General features: G+C 42.8%; 23 protein-coding genes and 2 riboswitches. Of the genes, 9 read left to right on the top strand and 14 right to left on the bottom strand.

Annotated elements, in window-relative coordinates:
- Positions 1 to 324: 324 nt before the first annotated feature.
- From clpE to motB, 3 genes are all read left to right on the top strand, one after another.
- A complete protein-coding gene (gene clpE, locus AC0OMA_RS07625) occupies positions 325 to 2,424 on the top strand; it encodes an ATP-dependent protease ATP-binding subunit ClpE (RefSeq protein WP_172861659.1) in 2,100 nt (699 codons plus the stop codon).
- A gap of 387 nt (positions 2,425 to 2,811) precedes the next feature.
- Positions 2,812 to 3,624 carry a flagellar motor stator protein MotA gene (gene motA / locus AC0OMA_RS07620; protein WP_003238984.1) on the top strand — a complete coding sequence of 271 codons (813 nt, stop codon included), beginning with the start codon at positions 2,812 to 2,814 and terminating at the stop codon, positions 3,622 to 3,624.
- On the top strand, positions 3,596 to 4,381 hold the full coding sequence (gene motB / locus AC0OMA_RS07615) for a flagellar motor protein MotB (RefSeq protein ID WP_003232473.1): 786 nt from the start codon (positions 3,596 to 3,598) through the stop codon (positions 4,379 to 4,381). Before motA ends, motB begins: the two co-directional genes overlap by 29 nt.
- A 39-nt stretch (positions 4,382 to 4,420) precedes the next feature.
- Here motB and mhqR read toward each other — a convergent pair whose 3' ends face one another.
- Positions 4,421 to 4,858, bottom strand: coding sequence for a MarR family transcriptional regulator MhqR (gene mhqR, locus AC0OMA_RS07610; RefSeq protein ID WP_003232475.1), 438 nt, complete (start codon positions 4,856 to 4,858; stop codon positions 4,421 to 4,423).
- Positions 4,859 to 5,050: 192 nt separating this feature from the next.
- Here mhqR and kinD point away from each other — a divergent pair, with 192 nt between their 5' ends.
- A complete protein-coding gene (gene kinD, locus AC0OMA_RS07605) occupies positions 5,051 to 6,571 on the top strand; it encodes a sporulation kinase KinD (RefSeq protein ID WP_072557174.1) in 1,521 nt (506 codons plus the stop codon).
- A gap of 27 nt (positions 6,572 to 6,598) precedes the next feature.
- Here kinD and AC0OMA_RS07600 read toward each other — a convergent pair whose 3' ends face one another.
- Both AC0OMA_RS07600 and spo0E read right to left on the bottom strand, forming a co-directional pair.
- Positions 6,599 to 7,030 carry a hypothetical protein gene (locus AC0OMA_RS07600; protein WP_181219026.1) on the bottom strand — a complete coding sequence of 144 codons (432 nt, stop codon included), beginning with the start codon at positions 7,028 to 7,030 and terminating at the stop codon, positions 6,599 to 6,601.
- 85 nt (positions 7,031 to 7,115) lie between these two features.
- Positions 7,116 to 7,373: an aspartyl-phosphate phosphatase Spo0E gene (gene spo0E, locus AC0OMA_RS07595; RefSeq protein ID WP_181219025.1), complete on the bottom strand. Its 258-nt coding sequence runs from the start codon at positions 7,371 to 7,373 to the stop codon at positions 7,116 to 7,118.
- Between the two features lie 202 nt (positions 7,374 to 7,575).
- Here spo0E and AC0OMA_RS07590 point away from each other — a divergent pair, with 202 nt between their 5' ends.
- Complete coding sequence (locus AC0OMA_RS07590; protein ID WP_181219017.1) at positions 7,576 to 7,896, top strand: YkvA family protein; 321 nt, start codon at positions 7,576 to 7,578, stop codon at positions 7,894 to 7,896.
- Between the two features lie 40 nt (positions 7,897 to 7,936).
- Here the strand turns inward: AC0OMA_RS07590 and mtnD are convergent, their stop codons facing one another.
- The 5 genes from mtnD to mtnE form a co-directional block, all read right to left on the bottom strand.
- Positions 7,937 to 8,473 carry an acireductone dioxygenase gene (gene mtnD / locus AC0OMA_RS07585; protein WP_015383508.1) on the bottom strand — a complete coding sequence of 179 codons (537 nt, stop codon included), beginning with the start codon at positions 8,471 to 8,473 and terminating at the stop codon, positions 7,937 to 7,939.
- 14 nt (positions 8,474 to 8,487) lie between these two features.
- Positions 8,488 to 9,117: a methylthioribulose 1-phosphate dehydratase gene (locus AC0OMA_RS07580; RefSeq protein ID WP_181217029.1), complete on the bottom strand. Its 630-nt coding sequence runs from the start codon at positions 9,115 to 9,117 to the stop codon at positions 8,488 to 8,490.
- A complete protein-coding gene (mtnX, locus tag AC0OMA_RS07575) occupies positions 9,075 to 9,782 on the bottom strand; it encodes a 2-hydroxy-3-keto-5-methylthiopentenyl-1-phosphate phosphatase (RefSeq protein ID WP_003232486.1) in 708 nt (235 codons plus the stop codon). Before mtnX ends, AC0OMA_RS07580 begins: the two co-directional genes overlap by 43 nt.
- On the bottom strand, positions 9,779 to 10,996 hold the full coding sequence (gene mtnW / locus AC0OMA_RS07570) for a 2,3-diketo-5-methylthiopentyl-1-phosphate enolase (protein ID WP_474222010.1): 1,218 nt from the start codon (positions 10,994 to 10,996) through the stop codon (positions 9,779 to 9,781). The genes mtnX and mtnW overlap by 4 nt, the downstream gene beginning before the upstream one ends.
- Before the next feature lie 84 nt (positions 10,997 to 11,080).
- Positions 11,081 to 11,181, bottom strand: a riboswitch (SAM riboswitch).
- 38 nt (positions 11,182 to 11,219) lie between these two features.
- Positions 11,220 to 12,416 carry a methionine-glutamine aminotransferase gene (mtnE, locus tag AC0OMA_RS07565; RefSeq protein ID WP_015383505.1) on the bottom strand — a complete coding sequence of 399 codons (1,197 nt, stop codon included), beginning with the start codon at positions 12,414 to 12,416 and terminating at the stop codon, positions 11,220 to 11,222.
- A 94-nt stretch (positions 12,417 to 12,510) separates the two neighbouring features.
- Here mtnE and AC0OMA_RS07560 point away from each other — a divergent pair, with 94 nt between their 5' ends.
- From AC0OMA_RS07560 to mtnA, 3 genes are all read left to right on the top strand, one after another.
- On the top strand, positions 12,511 to 13,290 hold the full coding sequence (locus tag AC0OMA_RS07560; protein ID WP_047182533.1) for a carbon-nitrogen family hydrolase: 780 nt from the start codon (positions 12,511 to 12,513) through the stop codon (positions 13,288 to 13,290).
- Between the two features lie 83 nt (positions 13,291 to 13,373).
- Positions 13,374 to 13,530: riboswitch (SAM riboswitch) on the top strand.
- Between the two features lie 92 nt (positions 13,531 to 13,622).
- Positions 13,623 to 14,816, top strand: coding sequence for an S-methyl-5-thioribose kinase (gene mtnK, locus AC0OMA_RS07555; protein WP_003244973.1), 1,194 nt, complete (start codon positions 13,623 to 13,625; stop codon positions 14,814 to 14,816).
- A gap of 7 nt (positions 14,817 to 14,823) precedes the next feature.
- The gene (mtnA, locus tag AC0OMA_RS07550) at positions 14,824 to 15,885 is read left to right on the top strand and encodes an S-methyl-5-thioribose-1-phosphate isomerase (protein ID WP_063336182.1); all 1,062 of its coding nucleotides are present in this window, start codon (positions 14,824 to 14,826) and stop codon (positions 15,883 to 15,885) included.
- 33 nt (positions 15,886 to 15,918) lie between these two features.
- On the opposite strand, the gene AC0OMA_RS07545 is transcribed toward mtnA, so the two are convergent.
- The 3 genes from AC0OMA_RS07545 to kinE all read right to left on the bottom strand — a co-directional run bounded on the left by AC0OMA_RS07545 (position 15,919) and on the right by kinE (position 18,845).
- Entirely contained in the window at positions 15,919 to 16,044 is a 126-nt protein-coding gene (locus AC0OMA_RS07545) for a hypothetical protein (protein ID WP_003232500.1), read from the bottom strand.
- Between the two features lie 90 nt (positions 16,045 to 16,134).
- Positions 16,135 to 16,632: a methylated-DNA--protein-cysteine methyltransferase gene (gene ogt / locus AC0OMA_RS07540; RefSeq protein WP_309529641.1), complete on the bottom strand. Its 498-nt coding sequence runs from the start codon at positions 16,630 to 16,632 to the stop codon at positions 16,135 to 16,137.
- On the bottom strand, positions 16,629 to 18,845 hold the full coding sequence (gene kinE, locus AC0OMA_RS07535; protein WP_309529642.1) for a sporulation two-component system sensor histidine kinase KinE: 2,217 nt from the start codon (positions 18,843 to 18,845) through the stop codon (positions 16,629 to 16,631). Before kinE ends, ogt begins: the two co-directional genes overlap by 4 nt.
- Positions 18,846 to 19,097: 252 nt before the next feature.
- On the opposite strand from kinE, the gene AC0OMA_RS07530 reads away from it, so the two are divergent.
- The gene (locus AC0OMA_RS07530; protein WP_015252222.1) at positions 19,098 to 20,120 is read left to right on the top strand and encodes an acyltransferase family protein; all 1,023 of its coding nucleotides are present in this window, start codon (positions 19,098 to 19,100) and stop codon (positions 20,118 to 20,120) included.
- A 40-nt stretch (positions 20,121 to 20,160) separates the two neighbouring features.
- Here AC0OMA_RS07530 and AC0OMA_RS07525 read toward each other — a convergent pair whose 3' ends face one another.
- From AC0OMA_RS07525 to ktrD, 3 genes are all read right to left on the bottom strand, one after another.
- A complete protein-coding gene (locus AC0OMA_RS07525) occupies positions 20,161 to 20,343 on the bottom strand; it encodes a hypothetical protein (RefSeq protein WP_047182531.1) in 183 nt (60 codons plus the stop codon).
- A gap of 2 nt (positions 20,344 to 20,345) precedes the next feature.
- Positions 20,346 to 20,501: a hypothetical protein gene (locus tag AC0OMA_RS07520; protein WP_003232510.1), complete on the bottom strand. Its 156-nt coding sequence runs from the start codon at positions 20,499 to 20,501 to the stop codon at positions 20,346 to 20,348.
- A 144-nt stretch (positions 20,502 to 20,645) separates the two neighbouring features.
- The gene (gene ktrD / locus AC0OMA_RS07515; protein WP_003244672.1) at positions 20,646 to 21,995 is read right to left on the bottom strand and encodes a Ktr system potassium transporter KtrD; all 1,350 of its coding nucleotides are present in this window, start codon (positions 21,993 to 21,995) and stop codon (positions 20,646 to 20,648) included.
- Between the last annotated feature and the right edge of the window lie 148 nt (positions 21,996 to 22,143).

Genomic DNA, 22,143 nt, shown 5'->3' with positions numbered 1-22,143 from the left:
TTTTTATAACCTATGAGACAAGTTCCTTGAAAAGACGAAGAAAACATGTTTTACTTTGTAACAAATCAAAAATTTTTTGTGCATAAGACTTGAAAGTCAAAGATAGTCAGAGTATACTATTAATCAAAGTTGGTCAAACAAACCGGCCTTTTTTAAAAATCAATTGGTCAAAGATAGTCAAATATTCAGTCTGCTTTGAGCATATTGGTTTGAATGCCGTTAAGTTTGCCGTATACTAATAGTCAAAGAAGGTCAAATCCAATAGACCTTTTTATTCACTTTCATTGGTCAAAGAAGATCAAATTATTAAGGAGGTTTTGGCAAATGCGTTGTCAACATTGTCATCAAAACGAGGCGACGATTCGCCTTAACATGCAAATAAATTCCGTTCATAAACAGATGGTTCTTTGTGAAACTTGCTATAACGAACTGACCCGTAAACCTTCAATGAGTATGGGTCCTCAATCTTTCGGATTTCCGTTTGAACAGGCATTCCAGCCGAAAGAACACAGCGCAGCAAAACAAAGCGGAAAAAAAGGGTTGCTTGATGAGCTGGCTCAAAATATTACAAACGGTGCAAAAGCCGGTCTCATTGACCCCGTCATCGGCCGTGATGATGAAGTGGCGCGAGTGATCGAAATTCTAAACCGCCGGAACAAAAACAATCCGGTTCTTATTGGTGAGCCGGGTGTAGGGAAAACTGCCATCGCTGAAGGGCTCGCTTTAAAAATTGCTGAAGGTGATGTTCCAAACAAACTGAAAAACAAAGAGCTGTATTTGCTTGATGTTGCATCCCTTGTTGCAAACACAGGGATCAGAGGCCAATTTGAGGAGAGAATGAAACAGCTGATCACTGAGTTGAAGGAACGAAAAAATGTCATTCTGTTCATTGATGAAATTCACCTTCTCGTCGGCGCAGGCTCTGCAGAAGGATCAATGGACGCCGGCAACATTCTCAAACCGGCCCTAGCCAGAGGCGAACTGCAAGTCATTGGCGCGACAACACTGAAAGAATATCGTCAAATCGAAAAAGATGCCGCACTGGAAAGACGTTTTCAGCCTGTCATGGTGCAGGAGCCTTCAATTGAACAGGCTATCCTCATTCTGCAAGGGATTAAAGACAAATACGAGGCGTACCATGGCGTAACATTCAGTGATGAAGCAATCAAAGCGTGTGTCACTTTATCTTCCCGCTACATTCAGGACAGACACCTGCCGGATAAAGCAATTGATTTATTAGATGAAGCAGGTTCAAAAGCCAACCTGTTAATTGATGAATTGAATGATGAGGATGCCGCTGAACGCTTAACTGCAATTGAAGCCGAAAAAACAAAAGCCCTGGAAGAAGAAAATTACGAACTGGCGGCAAAACTCCGTGATGAAGAACTCGCATTGGAGAAAAAACTGAACAGCTCCTCCGCTCATACCGCTGTCACTGTGGAAGCTGAGCACATTCAGGAAATTGTTGAACAAAAAACAGGCATCCCTGTCGGCAAACTGCAGGCAGACGAACAAACGAAAATGAAAGAGCTTGAAGCAAAACTTCATGAACGCGTGATCGGACAAGAAGCCGCTGTTCAAAAAGTGGCAAAAGCGGTAAGACGAAGCCGCGCCGGATTAAAATCCAAAAACAGACCAGTCGGCTCCTTCCTCTTCGTCGGTCCTACCGGCGTAGGGAAAACAGAGCTTTCTAAAACACTGGCAGATGAATTATTCGGGACAAAAGACGCTATTATCCGACTCGATATGAGCGAATACATGGAGAAACACGCCGTATCTAAAATTATCGGTTCACCGCCTGGATATGTCGGCCATGAGGAAGCTGGACAATTAACTGAGAAAGTGCGCCGCAATCCTTACAGCATTGTGTTGCTGGATGAGATTGAAAAAGCACACCCAGACGTTCAGCATATGTTCCTGCAAATTATGGAGGATGGCCGTCTGACAGACAGCCAAGGCAGAACCGTAAGCTTCAAAGACACTGTGATCATCATGACAAGTAATGCGGGTGCTGGTGAGAAACAAACGAAAGTCGGTTTCCAATCAGATGACAGTGTCATCGAAGAACAAACATTGATTGATTCACTGAGCATGTTCTTTAAACCTGAGTTCCTCAACCGTTTTGACAGCATTATTGAGTTCCGCTCATTGGAAAAAGAACATCTTGTCAAAATCGTCAGCCTTCTTCTTGGAGAACTTGAAGAAACATTGGCTGAACGGGGCATCAGCTTGAATGTGACAGATGAAGCGAAAGAAAAAATCGCTGAGCTGGGCTACCACCCTTCATTCGGTGCACGTCCGCTCAGAAGAACCATCCAAGAATGGGTTGAGGATGAAATGACCGATCTGCTGCTTGATAATGGCGAGATCACAAGTTTTCACGTGATTTTAGAAGATGATAAAATCAAAGTGCGAGCGAAATAACAATCAGCGGTTTCCTTTTAGGAAGCCGCTTTTTTTATGCTTGCTTTCATACTCTTGACTTAGAAATTACCATCCCTTCCCCTGAAGCGCTACTTCCCTTCATCCTTTACACTTTTTTTAAGGAGGGATGGAACATGTTTATATACAGTGAATATGTATTTCTACTATTATATGAATACCATCTGAAGGACAGCTTGCAAGCAAGCTGCCAATTTCAGTAGACCCCCGGGCTTTTCAATTTTGGAGAGCCCGTTTTTGTTTATTTCTCCCTTCTATGCCTCTTCCTTGAATATTTCATGAACAAATTCACAATGTCCCTAAAGTTCCGGGCACCAAAACCGATATTAACCATAGACAAGCTAGTAAAAAAGGATTTGGTGAAAAACTATGGATAAAACTTCGTTAATCGGTATTATTCTTGCTTTTGTGGCATTGAGCGTCGGGATGGTTCTGAAAGGCGTCAGTTTCAGCGCCCTTGCAAACCCCGCTGCCATTTTAATTATTATCGCCGGGACAATCTCAGCAGTCGTTATTGCGTTCCCAACAAAAGAAATTAAAAAAGTGCCTGCGCTGTTTCGAGTGTTATTTAAGGAAAATAAACAGCTCACAATAGAAGAACTCATTCCTATGTTCTCTGAATGGGCTCAGCTTGCACGCCGCGAAGGTCTGCTTGCTTTAGAAGCAAGCATTGAGGATGTAGATGATGCTTTCTTGAAAAACGGGCTCAGCATGGCTGTTGACGGGCAAAGCGCGGAATTTATAAGAGATATTATGACAGAGGAAGTCGAAGCAATGGAGGACAGGCACCAAGCCGGAGCCGCTATTTTTACACAAGCGGGAACGTACGCCCCGACACTTGGAGTACTCGGTGCTGTAATCGGGCTGATTGCCGCTCTCTCTCATATGGATAACACAGATGAGCTTGGACACGCCATCAGTGCCGCCTTTGTTGCCACACTTCTCGGTATCTTTACAGGGTATGTGTTATGGCATCCTTTCGCAAATAAATTAAAACGAAAATCAAAACAAGAAGTAAAACTGCGTGAGGTCATGATTGAAGGTGTTTTATCCGTTTTAGAAGGACAGGCACCGAAAGTCATCGAACAAAAGCTTTTAATGTATCTTCCTGCGAAGGACCGCTTGAAATTTGCAGAACAAGGAGAGGCGCAAAATGGCGAGAAAAAAGAAGAAGAAGCATGAGGACGAGCACGTTGATGAATCATGGCTCGTTCCTTACGCCGACATCCTTACTCTTCTCCTGGCATTGTTTATTGTGCTGTACGCGAGCAGCTCGATTGACGCAGCTAAGTTTCAAATGCTCTCAAAATCATTTAATGAAGTTTTTACAGGCGGCACCGGTGTACTGGACTACTCCAGTGTCACTCCTCCTGAAAACGAGTCAGACGGCATCGATGAAGTGAAAAAGGAAAAAGAAGAGAAAGAGAAAAACAAGAAAGAAAAAGAAAAAGCAGCTGATCAAGAAGAACTTGAAAACGTGAAGAGCCAGGTGGAAAAGTTCATCAAAGATAAAAAGCTGGAACATCAGCTGGAGACGAAGATGACTAGTGAAGGCCTTCTGATTACGATTAAAGACAGCATCTTCTTTGATTCTGGAAAAGCGACCATCCGTAAGGAAGATGTGCCGCTTGCAAAAGAAATTTCAAATCTTCTTGTGATTAACCCGCCAAGAAATATCATTATCAGCGGACATACTGATAATATGCCAATTAAAAATTCTGAATTCCAATCAAACTGGCATTTAAGCGTCATGAGAGCGGTAAACTTTATGGGGCTCCTGATTGAAAACCCCAAGCTCGATGCAAAAGTGTTCAGCGCCAAGGGTTATGGCGAGTATAAACCGGTGGCTTCCAATAAAACTGCGGAAGGCCGAAGCAAAAACCGGCGGGTTGAAGTTCTCATTTTGCCGAGAGGCGCAGCGGAAACAAATGAAAAATAGCAAAAAAGGAAGCCTTGTGACATATCAGGCTTCCTTTTTTTACTTATTATGAAACTGTTTTGCGTTTAATCCTACTCTTTTTAACATTTCGGTGCACATCTCTACCTCTTCTTCGCTTAATACGCTGATCATTTCATCAATTTCAGCAGCGTGATCAGGGAAAATATCGTTCAAAAGACCGATGCCTTTTTCAGTAATTTGCGCAAATGTCACTCGTCTGTCTGTAGGAGACGCTTTCCGAATGAGAAGTTCTTTTTGCTCCAGCTTATCTACAACGTATGTGATGCTCCCGCTAGCCAAGAGAATTTTATCTCCTATCTGCTGCAGCGGCTGATCGCCTTTATGGTACAAAAGCTCTAGCACAGCAAATTCAGTCGGATTCAGCCCATGCTTATGAATATGCTTATTCATATGATCGTTAATAGACCGATACGCGCGCGACAGCACGATAAATAACTTCAGTGATTTTTCTGTCATGTCTCAATCATCCTTTTAGAAACCGTTACAGAGAAACATTAATAAACAAAGACCAAAATGTCAATAAAAATCTTTCCAATATTTCTCTTCTTTTTTAAAATGTAAGCTTGCCAACACCTTTTTCTAATTTTTTTGGTTATTTTTTCTTATTAAAGAAGAAGAAACAATGATATAATACCTCTAATCAGGTGTATGTTGGAGCGATGCAAATTGAAAATACTAAAAGGCGCCTGCGGGAGAGTCAAACTTTATATCATACTAGTCGTGATTCCGGCAATCGTCATCAGCTTTTTCGTATATGAAAAAGAAAAAGATACAATAGCTGCAGAACATAAACAAGAAGCAAGTGTCCTGCTAAACCTTCACCGCAACAAAATCAATTATTTAATCGGAGAAACAATGGCGAGAATGACCTCCTTGTCCATCGCCATCGACAGACCGGTTGATATAAAGAAAATGCAGTCAATTTTGGAAAAGACCTTTGATTCAGAGCCGAGATTTTCCGGTCTCTATTTTCTCAATGCCAAAGGAGACGTCACCGCAAGCACAACCGAATTAAAAACGAAAGTAAACCTGGCCGACAGATCTTTTTTTACAAAAGCAAAGGAAACTAAAAAGACAGTCATTTCAGATAGTTATTCGAGCAGAATTACTGGTCAGCCAATTTTCACAATTTGTGTGCCTGTTTTGGACTCAAAACGTAATGTGACAGATTATCTTGTCGCAGCAATTCAAATTGATTATTTAAAAAATCTCATTAACTTACTGAGCCCTGATGTTTATATTGAAGTTGTGAACCAAGACGGGAAAATGATTTTTGCGAGCGGACAAGCCTCTCATGCAGAGGATCAGAAACCTGTCAGCGGATATCTGGATGATATCAGCTGGAATATGAAAGTCTATCCGAACCCGGTCACAATAGAAGAACTGACGAAAAGCCTAGTGCTTCCGCTTTCATGTATTATTGTTCTGCTGAATATCCTATTTATTCTCGTGCTGTATTATTTGCTGAAGCGGCAGACCCAGCTGGAGCGCTCAGAAAATGAGGCGCAAAAATTAGAGCTGATCGGGACGCTTGCTGCCAGCACAGCCCATGAAATCCGTAATCCCCTCACCGGGATAAGCGGCTTTATTCAGCTGTTGCAAAAGAAATATAAAGGTGAGGAAGATCAGCTTTACTTCTCCATTATCGAACAGGAGATAAAGCGCATCAATCAAATAGTGAGTGAGTTTCTTGTTCTCGGCAAGCCGACAGCTGAAAAATGGGAGCTGAACTCACTTCAGGACATTATCGGAGAAATTATGCCGATCATTTATTCTGAGGGCAATCTATACAATGTTGAAGTCGAATTACAGTATTTAACCGAGCAGCCCTTACTCGTAAAATGTACAAAAGATCATATTAAACAAGTGATTTTAAATGTAGCAAAAAATGGCCTCGAGTCAATGCCTGAAGGAGGCAAACTGACGATCTCCCTGGGAGCTTTAGATAAAAAAGCCATAATCAAAGTTGTGGATAACGGTGAAGGGATTTCTCAGGAAATGCTGGATCACATCTTCCTCCCCTTTGTTACTTCTAAAGAAAAAGGAACCGGTCTCGGCCTTGTCGTTTGTAAACGGATCGTGCTGATGTACGGAGGCTCTATTCATATTGAAAGTGAAGTGCGAAGAGGCACAGAGGTGACAATCACCCTCCCCGTATCCGCTTCATAGCCCCCCTGACCATGTCAGGAGGGTTTTTTATCTTCGTGACCGGGCATTGCCATTCGATTTGCTTTCTGGTCTGCCAGAAAAAAGGATTTTGATGAAACCCAACAGCATTTTCAAAAGCAAAAAAAACATAAAAAACACTAAAAAACCCTTTATACCTTCCGTGGCATCTAAAAACTCCATATTCCCTCTCCCCGTCACCTTTTGCTGAATCTCAATCGCAAATACGATGACAATGATGACTGTAATGGTATAGATAAAGGACAAGGCTGTCATACTCCATTTAGAAAGCCATGTAAACACAGCGTGAGTGACGCCGAAAAAGAATATGCCAAAAATGCCGATCACCCAAAAATGCATTTCTTTGTCAGTTAAATCAATGCCAAATATTCCGCATAAGGAAATAAAAGCATCATGAAATTGATTGACCATTTCGGTAATGAGAATCGCCAGTTCTTTCATTAGTTCCCTCTTTCATATGAATTTTTCCCAGAAAAAAAGAGCGCTTCCGAAAAGCTCTCTCTTTATATATGCATCTGATAGGCCACTATTTATTTGCATCATATGCTGGCATAACATCTCTGCGGGGCCACAAGCCTAATTTCTTTACAAGGCCTTGAATCCCTTGGGAATGTTCGTTTTCTTGCATAAGCTGGTGATATTCATTTATTAAACAATCCAGCTCCTGACTGTGCCTGATCGTGTCACGCCCTGTAAATCCCTGCTTTCTAGCGGCATCTATCATTAACTTTCTTTTTTCATCAATAGACACCAACAATCTTTCTTGTTCAGAAGAACCGCCCATTCACTTCACCCCTCGCCGCTAAGAAATAGGAAACAAGTTTGATTGGGTTATTGTGCATTATTACAGATTATACTTTATTTGTAAACATATTTTCATTAAATAAGTTAATTTTTCAGGTATAATAGATATATTGATAGGATTAGAAGAACAATACCCAGGAGAAGAATATCTTAAACACGCCGCCAGGCAGGAGGTATGCCCAATGAAGAAAAAGAAAGCAATTATGCTCGGAGCGGCAGGCGGAAAAGCAATTTTGAAAAGGAAAAACCGAAAAAAATGTATTCAGCACATCACTACTTTTTTTCAGATGCTTCGCGATTGGCGAAATGGCGACTACCCTCGTTCACAGGTTAAAACACTTTTGCTGTTAACTGCCGCAATTCTGTATATCGTCATGCCGCTCGATATCATTCCAGACGTAATCCTCGGTATTGGGTTCATTGACGATGCAGCTGTTTTAGGTTTGATTTGGACACTGATTAAAAAAGAACTGTCACAGTATGAAAAGTGGCGTTTGCAATAAATATAAAAAGCCCCGTTCGATGAACGGGGCTTTCTCATGCTTATTGATTCACGCTGTCTTTTTCATAAATAGGAACCCAGCCTTCAGTTGTGACAAAAATTCTCACCGCGACAACTTTGCGGTCCTCCTGAAGCGTGAAGTAATGGCGGATATTCTCAGGCACAGAGATTAAATCTCCAGGGTTTAAACGGACATCAAAAAACGTGCCGTCCTTGCCTTGAATGACAAAAATACCGTGTCCGCTTACAATAAAACGAACCTCATCATCTGTATGGTGATGCTCTCTTTTAAAGTTTTCAAGCAGTTCATCAAGTTTCGGATTGCTGTCTGACAATGAAATAACATCCTGTGCTTTATAGCCGCGGCGGGTTGAGATATCTTTAATTTCAGTTTCAAAGGTATCAAGAATTTGCTGTTTTTCTTCTTCTGTCAGGTCATACTTCTCTGAAAGATGTTCCGGAAGCTTCGTGATATCCCATTGCTCATAAATAACCTCTTGACTGTCCAGAAAGCTTGCTACTTCCTCTTGATTTTCAATCGTTGTATTTGCCTCATCATGAATTTGAATTGTAGCCATTTCAATTCCTCCTTTTATTTAACCAGCTGATGCTGGAGTGTTTTCAATTTCAAATGGTAGCTGAACAAAAATTCATACGCTTCAAGCACTCTTTTTGCCTCAAATGCTGTTCTCCCCCAAGCCGTAATACCATGATTTCGGATCAGAACAGCTCCTGAATCTTCTGAAATCTCTTCCGCAAACAGTGCCGCAAGCGTCGGGATATGTGCCGGATTTTCTATAATCGGAATGGTCACTTCTTCGTTCTCTTCCCACAAGCCGAGTGCTTTTATAATTTCCTGGCCTTTGAATGTGATTTTCTTTTGGTCTCCGTATAACTCTGAAATCACATTATTGTTTACCGTATGGACATGCAGGCAGCATCCGGCATTGGTTTTATTGTACAAATGTGTATGCAAAAGCGTTTCTGCTGACGGTTTCAGAGAATGCCCGCTTTCAGCAGGCTCTCCGTTTTGGTCGACCAGCAGAAAATCTTCAACCGTCTCTTTGCGTTTATCTTTTCCGCTTGCAGTGACGAGAAATGTTAAAGGCTCATCTGTAACCTTAATTGACAGGTTGCCGCTAGTCGCCGGAAACCAATCTCTCTCTGCCAATTCCCGTTTTACTTCAGCGAGCTCTCGCCAGCGTTCTTGTTTTGCAGCCATTCCTGTACCTCCTTTACATTCTCAATTTCCTTTCTTATCTCATAAAAATCTTGATACGGAAGATGATTGAGGTTTTGCTCTCGGCATTCGTTTAATAAATAATCCCTTGCAAAGCATAGGTCAGACAGCTTTGCTGCCTCCACATCTGTAACCGAATCACCGATCATGATGATATATTGGTTCGGTTCAGAAAGTTCATGGATGACTGACGGCTTACAGCACCCGCATTGATTGCTGCAGGTGCCCTTGCAGGAATGAGGCCAGTCAATATGGATATAGTCATTGTCAAATGAAGCATGGTTGCAATAAATGCGGTCTTTCTCCACAATGCCTTCAAGCAAAGGATATACAAAAAAGTCCATTCCACCGCTTATGACATAAAACGGAATCTCGTGCTCATTGATAAATGCTACAAATTCCCGAAAGCCTTCCCTGATTTTTGCATCTTCCAATACAAAACTTGTAATCTCTTCTTTTAAACGGCTGGGCAGAAGGCCGAACATCCGCCCGACACCTTCCTTGATCGACAGCGTTTTGGAAAGCACGCCGTCTTTTAATGCCACCCACTCTGGGGGAGCAAATGTTTTCATGATATTTATAATGTTGTCGTTCATCGTGATGGTTCCGTCAAAATCACAAATAATAAAAGGTTTTCGAGTCGTCATACGGCTTCAACCTTTCCCCATTTATCTAGCGCAAGCTTAAGATCCTTGCATTGTTCGGCTTTTTCATCAATCGGCTGGGCCTCTAGGACTGCATCAATAATGGCTCTGAAGGCTCGCCCCCCGCCTTGGACACCGTTCGGATGTCCATGTACGCCTCCTCCGGCGTTAATAATGTGGTCTATGCCGAAATCACGCATTAATAGCGGAACCATGCCGGGATGAATGCCTGCTGACGGAACCGCAAATGTTTGGTTAAAAGCATCCTCTCTCACACATTCTTCATGAATCGCCAGTGCGTCCGCTCTTGGAAGCGCAACCGAACCATATGGAGACGGAAAGAGGCTGAAGTCAGCACCGCAATATCGGTTTAATTTTCCGAGTAAAAGAGCGTGAGAAAAACCGTAAAACGGAGAAGACGTAAACGCTCCGCTGACTGCTGGATGCGCCATAATCGGAACTGGGATTTCAGGATCTTCCGCAAGGCCTTGCATAACGTCCAAGCCGTAAGCGAAGACATTAAACAAAAGCGCATCCGCTCCCAACTCGGCGGCGCGTCTCGCTTTGTCTTTCAGATCAGTCGTACGTCCGGTCAAATTCACCGCATACAGCGTTTTATGTCCGGTTTGCTCATACGTTTCTTTCAATATTTGTTTTCCTTCTGCAATTCTTGTTTCAAAAGGTGCTAGACCTGTCTCAAAGAAAATTTCATCGTCTTTAATCAAGTCAACTCCGCCAAGCGCCTGCTGCCGGAGCTGTTCTTTAATATCACTCAGGTCCCTTCCGATTACGCCTTTAAATATGCTCATTAACAGCGGTCTCTCAAACTCTCCCAGCAGCTTCCGGATGCCGTATACGCCAAACTTCGGTCCCGGCAGTGCACGCTTAAATGCTTCAGAGAAGTGAAGATCGATTAATTTGATTTTTCCGTCCAGCGACAGCTTGCCAAACACTGTTGTCAGCAAAGCCGGAATATCCTGAGAGAAATTGATTTCAGGATAGGCAATTGTGATGACCGCTTGTTTTTCTGATGCAGCAGTTCCCTCTCTCTCCTCAACTTTTATCACCCGTCCCTTGTGCTTTTGCATTTGCTCCTGTTTTACAAGGGGCAGATCAGTCCAGGAGCCTACTGTCAATCCTGTTGCGATTTGTTCTGCTTTCTTCTCTGTATCGGCTCCCGGTTCGGTCAGGAGATATGTCGCTAATAACTCACTCATGCCAGAGCTCCTTTCATTTTCATCCATATCAAAAAACCTCTTCAAACTGCAATCGCGTCTAAAGAGGTTTCGTTTCTCGTCCGAATCTTATCTCTCAGCCGCTAGCTGCAAGAATTAGCACCGTGCTTTATAAGTCGGTTGCCGGGCTTCATCGGGCTCGTCCCTCTGCCTGCTCTTGATAAGAAAATATAGATTTTATAAATTATTTTGAATTATCCCATCGTTATAAGGTCTTGTCAATGCTTTTTTGGGTAAACAGGTTCAGTTTGCCAATTCGATAAGCGGCTTCCTTAAGTCTTTCTTCACTTGTTAAAAGTCCGACTCTGACGTAGCCCTCGCCATATTTACCGAAGCCATTTCCAGCCGCAACCGCCACATTCGCTTTTTCCAGCAAAAGATCTGAGAACTGCTCAGAAGTATAGCCTTCAGGCACAGGCAGCCATGCAAAAAAAGAACCTGCAGGAGCTGTTACATCCCAGCCGATTTCCCGGCATGCCGTGATCCAAGCGTTTCTCCTGCTCTCATATCTGGCATTTTGCTCTGCCACACACGTCTGATCGGCTAACAGTGCCTCTGCTGCAGCCTCCTGAGTCGCTCTGAAAAGACTGACAAACATATGGTCTTGATAAAGATTGATCGCTTCAATGACCGAAGCGTTTCCGACGGCAAAGCCAACCCGCCATCCTGCCATGTTATACGTTTTTGACAGCGTGTAAATTTCAATTCCGATATCCTTCGCACCTTCAGTCTGCAAAAAGCTTAAAGGCTTGCAGCCGTCAAATCCTACAGCGCCGTAAGCAAAATCGTGAACGACGCAGATTCCGTTTTCAGTCGCAAAACGCACGGTATCTTCAAAGAACTCGGAAGTAGCAACAGCTCCGGTCGGATTATTCGGATAATTTAAATACATCAATTTCGCCTGTTCCCTTGCTTCAGCGGCTATGCTGCTGTAATCAGGGAGAAACGCCCTGTCCTTTACGAGCGGCATCATTTCCATCTTCGCTTTTGCAAGTGTGACACCCGACCAGTAATCAGGATAACCCGGATCGGGAACCAAAATCGTATCACCGGGATTCAACAAGCATTGCGGGAGCTCGACTAGACCGGCTTTTCCGCCGAATAATACAGCGACTTCGGTTTCCGGATCCAGATCAATGCCGTATTCTCTTTTGTAAAATGCAGCAGCCGCTGACTTCAGACGGTATGAGCCGCGAAAAGACGAATATTTATGATTCTCAGGATCAGCAACAGCTCGTTTCATCTCCTCGACAATATGTTCAGGAGTCGGCTGATCTGGATTTCCCTGTCCTAGATTGATAACGTCATGTCCTTCTGCGAGCTTTCGGTTCACTTTCTGCACCAGAGAAGCGAAGAATTGTTTAGGCAATTCCTTCAATACATGAGACTGTTCAAATTTCATCTATTCTCACCTTCTAAAAAAATCTTGAAATGATAGTCCATCATCATATATGGTTAAATGAAAAAAGTAAAGAAAAATTTGGGGTGTTAAAAAGATGAAATGGACGATATCTTGTCTTCAATTTGATATTTCATACGGAAAACCTTCGGAAAATATAAAAAAAGCTGAATTTTTCATCGAAAAAGAAAGCAAACATGCTGATGTTCTTGTTCTGCCTGAATTATGGACGACCGGATATGATCTGGCCAATCTTGATGAACTCGCTGACGAAGACGGCCGCTCCGCTCAGAGCTGGCTGAAGAAAACGGCAAAAAAACATGGTGTTCATATTGTCGCCGGATCGGTCGCTGTCAGGGAGAATTCTGATGTTTATAATACAATGTACATCGCGGATAAGGAAGGGCAAATCATTAAAGAGTACAGAAAAGCCCATCTTTTTCAGCTGATGGATGAGCATCTGTATTTATCAGCCGGTTCCGAAGACGGATACTTTGAGCTTGACGGCGTCAAAAGCTCAGGATTGATCTGTTACGATATCCGTTTTCCGGAATGGATCAGAAAACATACGACAAAAGGCGCCAACGTGCTGTTTATTTCTGCGGAATGGCCTCTTCCCCGCCTTGATCATTGGAAAAGCCTGCTTATTGCGCGGGCCATTGAAAACCAATGCTTTGTCGCAGCCTGCAATTGTACCGGTTCAAATCCGGATAATGAATTTGCAGGTCATAGTCTGATTATTGATCCATGGGGGCGTGTACTTGCTGAAGGCGGCCGGGAAGAAGGCATAGTCCGAGCGGAAATTGACCTTCAAGAAAGCGCAGAAGTTCGGGAGAGCATTCCTGTTTTCGATGATATCAGAAAAGATTTATATTAAAAAATATATTGACAACTAACTAAATTACCTGTTACCATGTTCATCAACTGATAAATTAGAATTGTCAAACAAGTGAATATATTCTCTTATCGAGAGTTGGGCGAGGGATTTGGCCTTTTGACCCCAACAGCAACCGACCGTAATTCCATTGTGAAATGGGGCGCATCTTTTTCGCGCCGAGACGCTAGTCTCTTAAGGCACGGTGCTAATTCCATTCAGATCTGATCTGAGAGATAAGAGAGGCGGACATAGATGTTAAGCCTCCTTCTCTCTGAGAAGGAGGCTTTTTTACGGCCACATATTAAGTGATTACATAATTGGAGGTTATGATGATGGGAGTCACAAAAACACCTTTATACGAAACGTTAAATGAAAGCTCCGCTGTGGCGTTGGCGGTGAAGCTTGGCCTTTTTCCAAGCAAAAGCACGCTGACATGCCAGGAGATCGGAGACGGCAACTTAAATTACGTTTTTCATATTTATGATCAAGAACATGACAGGGCATTGATCATTAAACAGGCGGTTCCGTATGCAAAAGTGGTGGGAGAAAGCTGGCCGCTGACAATCGACCGTGCAAGAATCGAAAGCAGCGCTCTCATCCGTCAGGGCGAGCATGTGCCTCACCTGGTTCCAAGAGTGTTTTATTCTGATACGGAAATGGCGGTTACCGTCATGGAGGATCTCTCTCACCTCAAGATCGCAAGAAAAGGACTCATTGAGGGTGAAAACTATCCTCATCTGTCACAGCACATCGGTGAATTTTTAGGAAAAACACTTTTCTACTCATCAGATTACGCGCTTGAACCTAAGGTGAAAAAACAGCTTGTTAAACAGTTTACAAATCCAGAGCTATGCGACATTACGGAAAGACTTGTTTTTACAGATCCTTTCTTCGACCATGACACAAATGATTTTGAAGAAGAGCTCCGTCCTTTTGTCGAAAAGCTTTGGAATAATGACAGCGTTAAAATCGAAGCCGCTAAGCTGAAAAAGTCATTTTTAACGTCTGCAGAAACGTTGATTCATGGTGATTTGCATACAGGAAGCATTTTCGCAAGTGAACACGAAACAAAGGTGATTGATCCTGAGTTTGCTTTTTACGGACCGATCGGCTTTGATGTAGGGCAATTTATCGCCAACTTATTTTTGAACGCACTCAGCCGTGACGGGGCTGACAGAGAGCCGTTATATGAACATGTCAACCAGGTCTGGGAAACGTTTGAAGAGACGTTTAGTGAAGCCTGGCAGAAGGACAGTCTGGATGTTTACGCCAACATCGACGGTTACCTCACTGATACGCTCAGCCATATTTTTGAAGAAGCAATCGGATTTGCGGGCTGTGAGCTGATACGACGCACGATCGGCCTTGCCCATGTAGCTGACCTGGATACGATCGTGCCGTTTGATAAACGAATCGGCAGAAAACGCCTGGCGCTCGAAACCGGCACAGCCTTTATCGAAAAACGTTCGGAATTCAAAACGATAACAGATGTTATTGAATTATTTAAGTTACTTGTAAAGGAATGATCCATTCATGACCCATTCATTTGCTGTTCCACGTTCTGTTGAATGGAAAGAAACAGCTATTACCATTTTAAATCAGCAAAAGCTTCCTGATGAGACGGAATATTTAGAGCTGACGACGAAAGAGGATGTATTTGAAGCGATTGTCACGCTAAAAGTAAGGGGCGCTCCGGCGATCGGCATTACGGCTGCCTTCGGACTAGCGCTTGCTGCCAAAAACATTGAAACAGATAATGTCACGGAATTCCGCCGCAGACTGGAAGACATCAAACAATATTTAAACAGCTCACGGCCTACCGCCATTAATTTGTCATGGGCGCTTGAGAGACTGAGTCATTCGGTCGAAAACGCGATTTCCGTAAATGAAGCAAAAACAAACCTTGTCCATGAAGCCATTCAGATTCAGGTCGAGGATGAGGAAACGTGCCGGTTGATCGGCCAAAACGCCCTGCAGCTTTTCAAAAAAGGCGACAGGATCATGACAATCTGCAATGCCGGCTCAATCGCGACAAGCCGCTATGGAACGGCGCTAGCTCCGTTTTACTTGGCCAAACAAAAAGATTTGGGATTGCACATTTATGCCTGTGAAACAAGGCCTGTCCTGCAAGGTTCACGCCTTACTGCTTGGGAGCTGATGCAGGGGGGCATTGATGTCACTCTGATCACAGACAGCATGGCCGCCCATACGATGAAGGAAAAACAAATTTCCGCTGTTATCGTCGGAGCCGACCGAATTGCAAAGAACGGTGATACGGCAAATAAAATCGGCACATACGGTCTTGCTATTTTAGCAAACGCCTTTGATATTCCGTTTTTTGTCGCCGCACCTTTATCTACATTTGATACAAAGGTCAAATGCGGCGCTGATATCCCGATAGAGGAACGGGATCCCGAGGAAGTCAGGCAGATTTCCGGAGTTCGGACCGCTCCATCCAATGTGCCTGTCTTTAATCCCGCTTTCGACATTACACCTCATGATCTCATCTCAGGAATCATCACAGAAAAAGGGATTATGACCGGAAACTATGAAGAAGAGATTGAACAGCTGTTTAGAGGAGAAAAGGTGCATTAAAAAACCGCTGGACTTTGCTCATTTGGAGCCGAGTCAGCGGTTTTTTTGTTTCTTTTTGTTAACATTGATGATTTCATCTTTTTGAGCGCTTGATAAGATATGCAGTTTCACAAACAGTTCGGCAAAAACGGCAAGTTTCTCAGAGCGGCTCGGCTTCAATTGCTTTGTCCTCCTTTTTCATCAGACCAACTTTTTTAACTTAATAAAATGATATGTCGGCCGTGAAAAAAAGGGAACGTGCCATATGTTTTATTTTTCTTTATAGGAGATTCGCTCGATGTTTAGCAAAAATGCTTTGATCTCGGTTTTGCTTCCGGCGTATCCTGTTAACGCACTGTTTTTGCCGATCACTCTGTGGCACGGGATAAAAATCGGCAGGTCGTTACGTTTATTAGCCTGTCCGACAGCCCGCACCGCTTTCGGACTGCCGACCGCAGCGGCAATATCCGCATAGCTTCGGGATTCACCATATGGAATCCTCTCCAGTGCCTGCCACACTTTTTGCTGAAAAGGAGTGCCCTTTTGGCTGAGCGGCAGGGAGAATGTCTTCCTTTCGCCTTCGAAATATTCTTGAAGCTGTTGTTTCGCTTCTGCAAGATTAGGTGTTTCCTTGTGCTCAGTATTCTGAACCGTTTCTTTCCAATCCACCCAATCTTCCTGACTGAGAAATAGACGAGTGATCCGGTCCTCCTCTTCGGCAATGATAAGTTCACCGAGCGGCGTTTCGGCTGTCGTATAGTAGTTCATTCATCATTCCTTCTTTCTTCAGCATTCTGTCTGACAGGAAGCGTAATATGGAAAACGGTGCCCTTCCCTTCTTCACTTTCTACCATAATCTCGCCTTGATGTTCTTCAATAATTTTATAGCTTACCATAAGCCCAAGTCCAGTTCCCCGTTCCTTTGTCGTATAAAACGGTTCACCAAGTCGCTTTAATTTATCTTCTGTCATTCCGATTCCCTCGTCTTTTAAGGAGATAAGAACATGATCTGGATCCAATGCCTTTATCGTTACAAAAATATTTCCGCCGTCAGGCATCACTTCGATGGCGTTTTTTAATATATTGATAAAAACCTGTTTCAGCTGATTCGGTTCACAGTAAATCGGGGGAATGTCGTCAATTAAATCAAGTTGCATTTGTACATTGCTGAGATTGGCTTGCGCATTTAGAAGGTCTATCGTGTCCCTCATAATTTGGGTAACATGTTTTTCCTCATACATAATGGCCTGGGGCTTGGCTAAAATCAAGAATTCGGTGATGATGGATTCGATGCGCTTTAGTTCTGAGGTGATCACGTTGAAGTAAAGGGCGTAGTCTCCCTCGACACTCCCTTTCAGAAGCTGAATGAAGCCTTTAAGAGCAGTCATCGGATTTCTGATTTCATGAGCAATGCCGGCTGCAAGTTCGCCGACAACATGAAGGGTATCTGATTTGCGCAGGCGTTCCTCCAATTCTTTTCGCTCTGTTACGTCTTTAAAGATAGCCAAGTTCATATTTTGAATAATATTCCGTTTAAATGAGAATTCGAGTTTTCTGTTATCACCGCTGCTCAGCAAAAATGGAATTTCGTTGTCCATTTCATCAAAATTAATCTGCCTTGCCGGTGATGCCAGATTTTCTATTTCATAAGCAGAAATAATATCTAACAGGCTGTGCTGTTTTATCTCTTCATGTGACAGTCCCAAAATATGGCTTGCTAACGGGTTGGCGTCGATGATCCTGTATTGATTGTCGAACAATACATTGCCGTCCATTGAGCCGTTGAACACTTTTCTGAATTTCAGCTCGCTTTCCCGAAGCTCCTTTTCCATCCGCTTTCTGTCGCTTACATTTCTTAAGATCGTCAAATGCTGATTTTCAAGGATTGTCCGTTTTGAAGTAAATTCAAGCTCTTTGAATTGCCCGTTCCCCATTTGAAACAGCAGCTCTTCTCTGATCTCTCCGTATTTTGCGTATTTCCTTTTCGTTATGCTGTATTTCTGCTGCGAGTCAACGAGAAAATCACACAGCTTTCTTTTCAACAGCAAATTCATCGGCAGCTCAAAAATTTTACAGGCTGATTGATTCGCTTTTACGATTCTTCCGTCATTCGACCAGATGATGATGGCGTCCATTGCATTTTCAAAGATTTCTCTGAAGCGCTCCTCACTTTTAAAGAGCTGCAGCTCCATGGACCGCTTCTCTGTGATATCCCTCATAATGGACATATAAAAACCGCTGATGATGTTTGATGTAATCGTGAATTCAAATAGTTTTTGAACTCCTGAACGAAGCTTGACAGGCAGCTCGCCCTTCGCTTTTCCCTTGCGGTTGAGCGCCTGCCAGATATTGTCGAAATCTTTTCGTGAGCCGCTGTCTATGAACTCATACAAAGATAAATGAGACAGCTCATTATGATTGATTTCAAAGCTTTTACAAAAGGACAAATTGGCATCAATAAAACCGCCATCTTTATCAAACAGGACGATTCCGTCAACTGCTCTGTCAAACAAGTCCTTAAAAAGCTGTTCATTCATAGAGAATTCCCGCTCCAGAATCTTCTTAGAAGATATGTCCCTCATGACAACAAAAAAGAAATCCTCACCAATGCCTCTTTTGGCCAGAAACTCTATGTATTTTGTTGCCCCGCAATCAAGCCTGATCGGAACCTCCTTCCACAGAAAGCCTTTTTTAAAAAACTTCTTTACGGAAAGATTCAGTTCATCCTTTGGGATTGAAAACAAAAAATCCAAAACAGAACGCTTTTTCAAATCTTCCGAGTCAACTTGAAGCATCCTTTCTGTTGCTTCATTTGCCTGAACAATCCGCATTTCGTTATCACAAATAAAAATAGCATCGAGCGTATTGTTGACAATCACTTGATGCTGATTCAATTCCTTTTTCAGTCGCGCGTTTTCTTCTTTGAGGCGATTCAGTTCCTCTCGCAGCTCCGAGTTTGTCTGGACACCAAGAGTTTCCATGCATGTACACTCCTTCTTCAAAACCTATCCCTCAATATTTCTACAAAATGCGGGAACTTCCTTCATTTGCCCTATAAATTTCAGAAAATTTCAGCGCCATTACATTACGAAGACATTTTCTACGATCCTTACCGTCACTTTACATCGACCTAACAATCAGCATTTTTTTAGATTCCTTTTTCATCTTTTATTTTAAAATATGTACCAGCAGGGAATAATCTCTTAGTGACTGATGAAAGAGAAGGTGATGCTATGAGTAAATCGCGGGACAGTTATTTCGATAACGCAAAATTTTTATTGATATTCCTTGTTGTATTCGGTCATATCCTTCGTTCCTTTATTAATGATAATCATTTTATGCTCTACCTCTACAAGTTCATTTACACATTCCATATGCCTGCATTTATTCTTGTATCCGGTTATTTCGCGAAAGGCTTTAAACGGGCGGGATATGTAAAAAAGCTGGCGGTCAAGCTGATTATTCCGTATTTGATTTTCCAAATCATTTATTCCGTCTTTTATTACATTATGCAAGATGAAAGCATGGCAAATGTGAACCCGATTGATCCGCAATGGTCGTTATGGTTTCTTGTAAGCTTATTCTTTTGGAACCTGCTCCTATATCCTTTTTCAAAGCTTTCAAAGCAGTGGGCGCTGTTTGTCAGCTGCGGAATCGCCGTGCTGATCGGTTATCTGGACTTTGTCAGCAGCACGCTGAGCTTGTCACGGACATTCGTATTCTTACCGATGTTCCTTGTCGGTTTTTATTTAAATAAACATCATTTTGATTTATTGAGATCAAAACGCGGCAAACAAATTGCGCTCGGAGTGCTTGCCGCCGTATTCGTCATCTGCTGGGGCATTGATTTTGACTATTCTTTTCTGTTTGGTTCAAAACCGTATTCTTCATTTGGAGACGTTACCCTGGTAAGCGGACTATCCCGAATCGGCTGGTATGTACTCGCCTTTGGGGCAACCTTCAGCTTTTTAGCGCTTGTTCCGCAAAAACGGTATTTCTTTACCAGATGGGGAACCCGGACATTTTACGTGTATCTGCTTCACGGGTTTATTATTAAAACATTACGGCAGGTCGGGCTTGAGGATTGGCTTACTGACTATCAAAGCTTAGTGATCCTCTTGCTTTTAACAGCAGCCCTGACATCAGTCCTCTCCAGCAACTTTGTTAAGACAGTCGCTCAGCCCTTCATTGAGCTGAGGATGACCAGCTTATTGCAATTTGTCAGAGGAACGGGCAAAAATGCTTATTTAAAATAGAAAAGCACCTCTTAGGCGGACACCGCCTAAGAGGTCTTTTTTATTGTTGTTTTTTATTTTTGTTTTTTTCTTTTTTCTTTTCAGGCTTGGTGATTTCCAGCGTTTCGATGATCTTTCCGGCATTGTAATCCCCAAGTTCACTTGAGAACTCTTCCTCCAGCACCTTTTTATTCATAGGCTTTTTATGATTTTGCATGTCTTTGCTATGACGGTTTTTCTTCACAATTACATGCCTCCCTGCTGGCCCTGTTTGGAATTGCGGTTTGCCCCTCTAAAATTGGGATCATCATGATATTGTGTCTTATATGAATTGGGGTCCATGCTCTCGGTAGGTGTATTGTTATTTTTAATGGCTTCATTCACTTCAGCTTTACGCTTCATACGAATCCTCCTCGCCAGTTTTCAGACATTTTAAGATACAGGAGCGTAAATTGCACCTGTCGAAGTTAGGTTCTCCAACTGAACAGGAGGCACACATCTTTTTTTTGGCAATCAAAAAACACCGCAAAGTATGCGGTGTTTAGCCTATCCGATAATCACTCTTTCCTTCGGATAGTGATAATTCGCTTCAATTTCCTTTCTTCCGATCAGATACAGGAAGGTCAGGATGCCGATTCGCCCGATAAACATGACAATCATAATGACACATTTTCCAACACTGCTCAAATCTGCCGTAATTCCAAGCGACAGACCGGTTGTACCGAATGCCGAGCACACTTCAAACAAAAGCTCCAGCAGGGAATGTTTTTCTGTAATGGTCAGAATGAGTGTCGCGCCAAAAACGAGCAGGATCGCCATCATCGTGACAACAAGCGACTTCATCAAGTCAGCAGGGTGAAGCTCCCGTTTGAATACCTTTACGGCCTTATTGCCGCGGGCAAAATGAAACAGCGCAAGAAGGTTCAAAGCAAAAGTCGTTGTCCGTATGCCTCCCCCGACTGAGCTTGGCGACGCTCCAATAAACATCAGCGCACAAATAAAAAAGAGTGTGGAATCTGATAATTGGCTGATATCGATTGTTGCCAGCCCTCCGCTTCGGGTTGCCGTTGATTGAAACAGGGACAAAAACAAAATATCATGCCATGATTTTCCTGCGAACGCATGGTTTGCTTCCAGGGCAAAGATGCCAATGGCTCCAAACAAGACAAGTGAGCCGAACGTAATCGTCGTGATCTTTGTAAAAAGCGTAAATGGATAACGCCGATGCTTTGAAAACAGGAAATCCTTTACTTCAACAAGCACGGGAAATCCAATCGCTCCAAATATAATTAAAAGCATTGTAATAAACTGCACAAAGTAATCGTGGCGAAATGGAATCATCGAATTACCGGTAATATCAAATCCGCCGTTTGTCGTTGCACTGATACTGGCAAAAAATCCGTGTAAATAGGCTTCCTGATAGGAGTCATAGTAGGTTAAGAAATATGTGCCGAGAATCAGCCCGCCAAAAAATTCAATCCACAAGATCAGAAACAGTACCTGCTTCATCAGATTGACAATTCCTGAAAACTGGGATTGGTTTTGATCAACCATAATCAGCTTCCGTTCTTTCAGCCCGATTCGTTTTCCCATGATCAGCCAAATGAACGTTCCGAGCGTCATAATTCCGATTCCGCCAAATTGCAGAACAAATGCTAATATAAAAATGCCTATTGTGCTGAATGTATCAGCTGTATCAACTACCGTCAGCCCCGTTACGCTGACTGAACTGACAGCTGTAAAAAGCGCATCAATAAACGTCCAATCCGCCCCCGGTTTATGGGCCGCCGGCAAACTCAGCAATATAACGGCCACAGTAACTGCAAGAAAATAATATAATGCGATCAGCTGGGCCGGTGACAAGGCCTGTATCAATTTTCCAAACTTTAATCTCATGTAAAATCCTTCTGCCTCTCTTTTTAAGTACGGTAATTATTCTAAAGATATTAGGTCCATTTTTAAAGGCTTTTACGAAACATTTTCTTAACTTGCTTATTTTTTTATGATTTTAGTCAATGGATAAAATAAAAAACCTCTGAGAATT

The sequence above is a fragment of the Bacillus sp. AMCV2 genome (assembly GCF_056033925.1).
This window is presented reverse-complemented; position numbering and strand designations above follow the sequence as displayed.

What these genes read in the sequence shown, in the direction of transcription:
- AC0OMA_RS07580 (WP_181217029.1), bottom strand. Translation starts at nt 9,117, where the DNA reads ATGGCTGCAAAACAAGAACGCTGGCGAGAGCTCGCTGAAGTAAAACGG.
- motA (WP_003238984.1), top strand. Translation starts at nt 2,812, where the DNA reads ATGGATAAAACTTCGTTAATCGGTATTATTCTTGCTTTTGTGGCATTG.
- spo0E (WP_181219025.1), bottom strand. Translation starts at nt 7,373, where the DNA reads ATGGGCGGTTCTTCTGAACAAGAAAGATTGTTGGTGTCTATTGATGAA.
- mhqR (WP_003232475.1), bottom strand. Translation starts at nt 4,858, where the DNA reads ATGACAGAAAAATCACTGAAGTTATTTATCGTGCTGTCGCGCGCGTAT.
- AC0OMA_RS07590 (WP_181219017.1), top strand. Translation starts at nt 7,576, where the DNA reads ATGAAGAAAAAGAAAGCAATTATGCTCGGAGCGGCAGGCGGAAAAGCA.
- mtnK (WP_003244973.1), top strand. Translation starts at nt 13,623, where the DNA reads ATGGGAGTCACAAAAACACCTTTATACGAAACGTTAAATGAAAGCTCC.
- mtnE (WP_015383505.1), bottom strand. Translation starts at nt 12,416, where the DNA reads ATGAAATTTGAACAGTCTCATGTATTGAAGGAATTGCCTAAACAATTC.
- kinD (WP_072557174.1), top strand. Translation starts at nt 5,051, where the DNA reads ATGTTGGAGCGATGCAAATTGAAAATACTAAAAGGCGCCTGCGGGAGA.
- ogt (WP_309529641.1), bottom strand. Translation starts at nt 16,632, where the DNA reads ATGAACTACTATACGACAGCCGAAACGCCGCTCGGTGAACTTATCATT.
- motB (WP_003232473.1), top strand. Translation starts at nt 3,596, where the DNA reads ATGGCGAGAAAAAAGAAGAAGAAGCATGAGGACGAGCACGTTGATGAA.
- AC0OMA_RS07530 (WP_015252222.1), top strand. Translation starts at nt 19,098, where the DNA reads ATGAGTAAATCGCGGGACAGTTATTTCGATAACGCAAAATTTTTATTG.
- ktrD (WP_003244672.1), bottom strand. Translation starts at nt 21,995, where the DNA reads ATGAGATTAAAGTTTGGAAAATTGATACAGGCCTTGTCACCGGCCCAG.
- mtnD (WP_015383508.1), bottom strand. Translation starts at nt 8,473, where the DNA reads ATGGCTACAATTCAAATTCATGATGAGGCAAATACAACGATTGAAAAT.
- AC0OMA_RS07520 (WP_003232510.1), bottom strand. Translation starts at nt 20,501, where the DNA reads ATGAAGCGTAAAGCTGAAGTGAATGAAGCCATTAAAAATAACAATACA.
- clpE (WP_172861659.1), top strand. Translation starts at nt 325, where the DNA reads ATGCGTTGTCAACATTGTCATCAAAACGAGGCGACGATTCGCCTTAAC.
- mtnA (WP_063336182.1), top strand. Translation starts at nt 14,824, where the DNA reads ATGACCCATTCATTTGCTGTTCCACGTTCTGTTGAATGGAAAGAAACA.
- mtnW (WP_474222010.1), bottom strand. Translation starts at nt 10,996, where the DNA reads ATGAGTGAGTTATTAGCGACATATCTCCTGACCGAACCGGGAGCCGAT.
- AC0OMA_RS07560 (WP_047182533.1), top strand. Translation starts at nt 12,511, where the DNA reads ATGAAATGGACGATATCTTGTCTTCAATTTGATATTTCATACGGAAAA.
- mtnX (WP_003232486.1), bottom strand. Translation starts at nt 9,782, where the DNA reads ATGACGACTCGAAAACCTTTTATTATTTGTGATTTTGACGGAACCATC.
- AC0OMA_RS07600 (WP_181219026.1), bottom strand. Translation starts at nt 7,030, where the DNA reads ATGAAAGAACTGGCGATTCTCATTACCGAAATGGTCAATCAATTTCAT.
- kinE (WP_309529642.1), bottom strand. Translation starts at nt 18,845, where the DNA reads ATGGAAACTCTTGGTGTCCAGACAAACTCGGAGCTGCGAGAGGAACTG.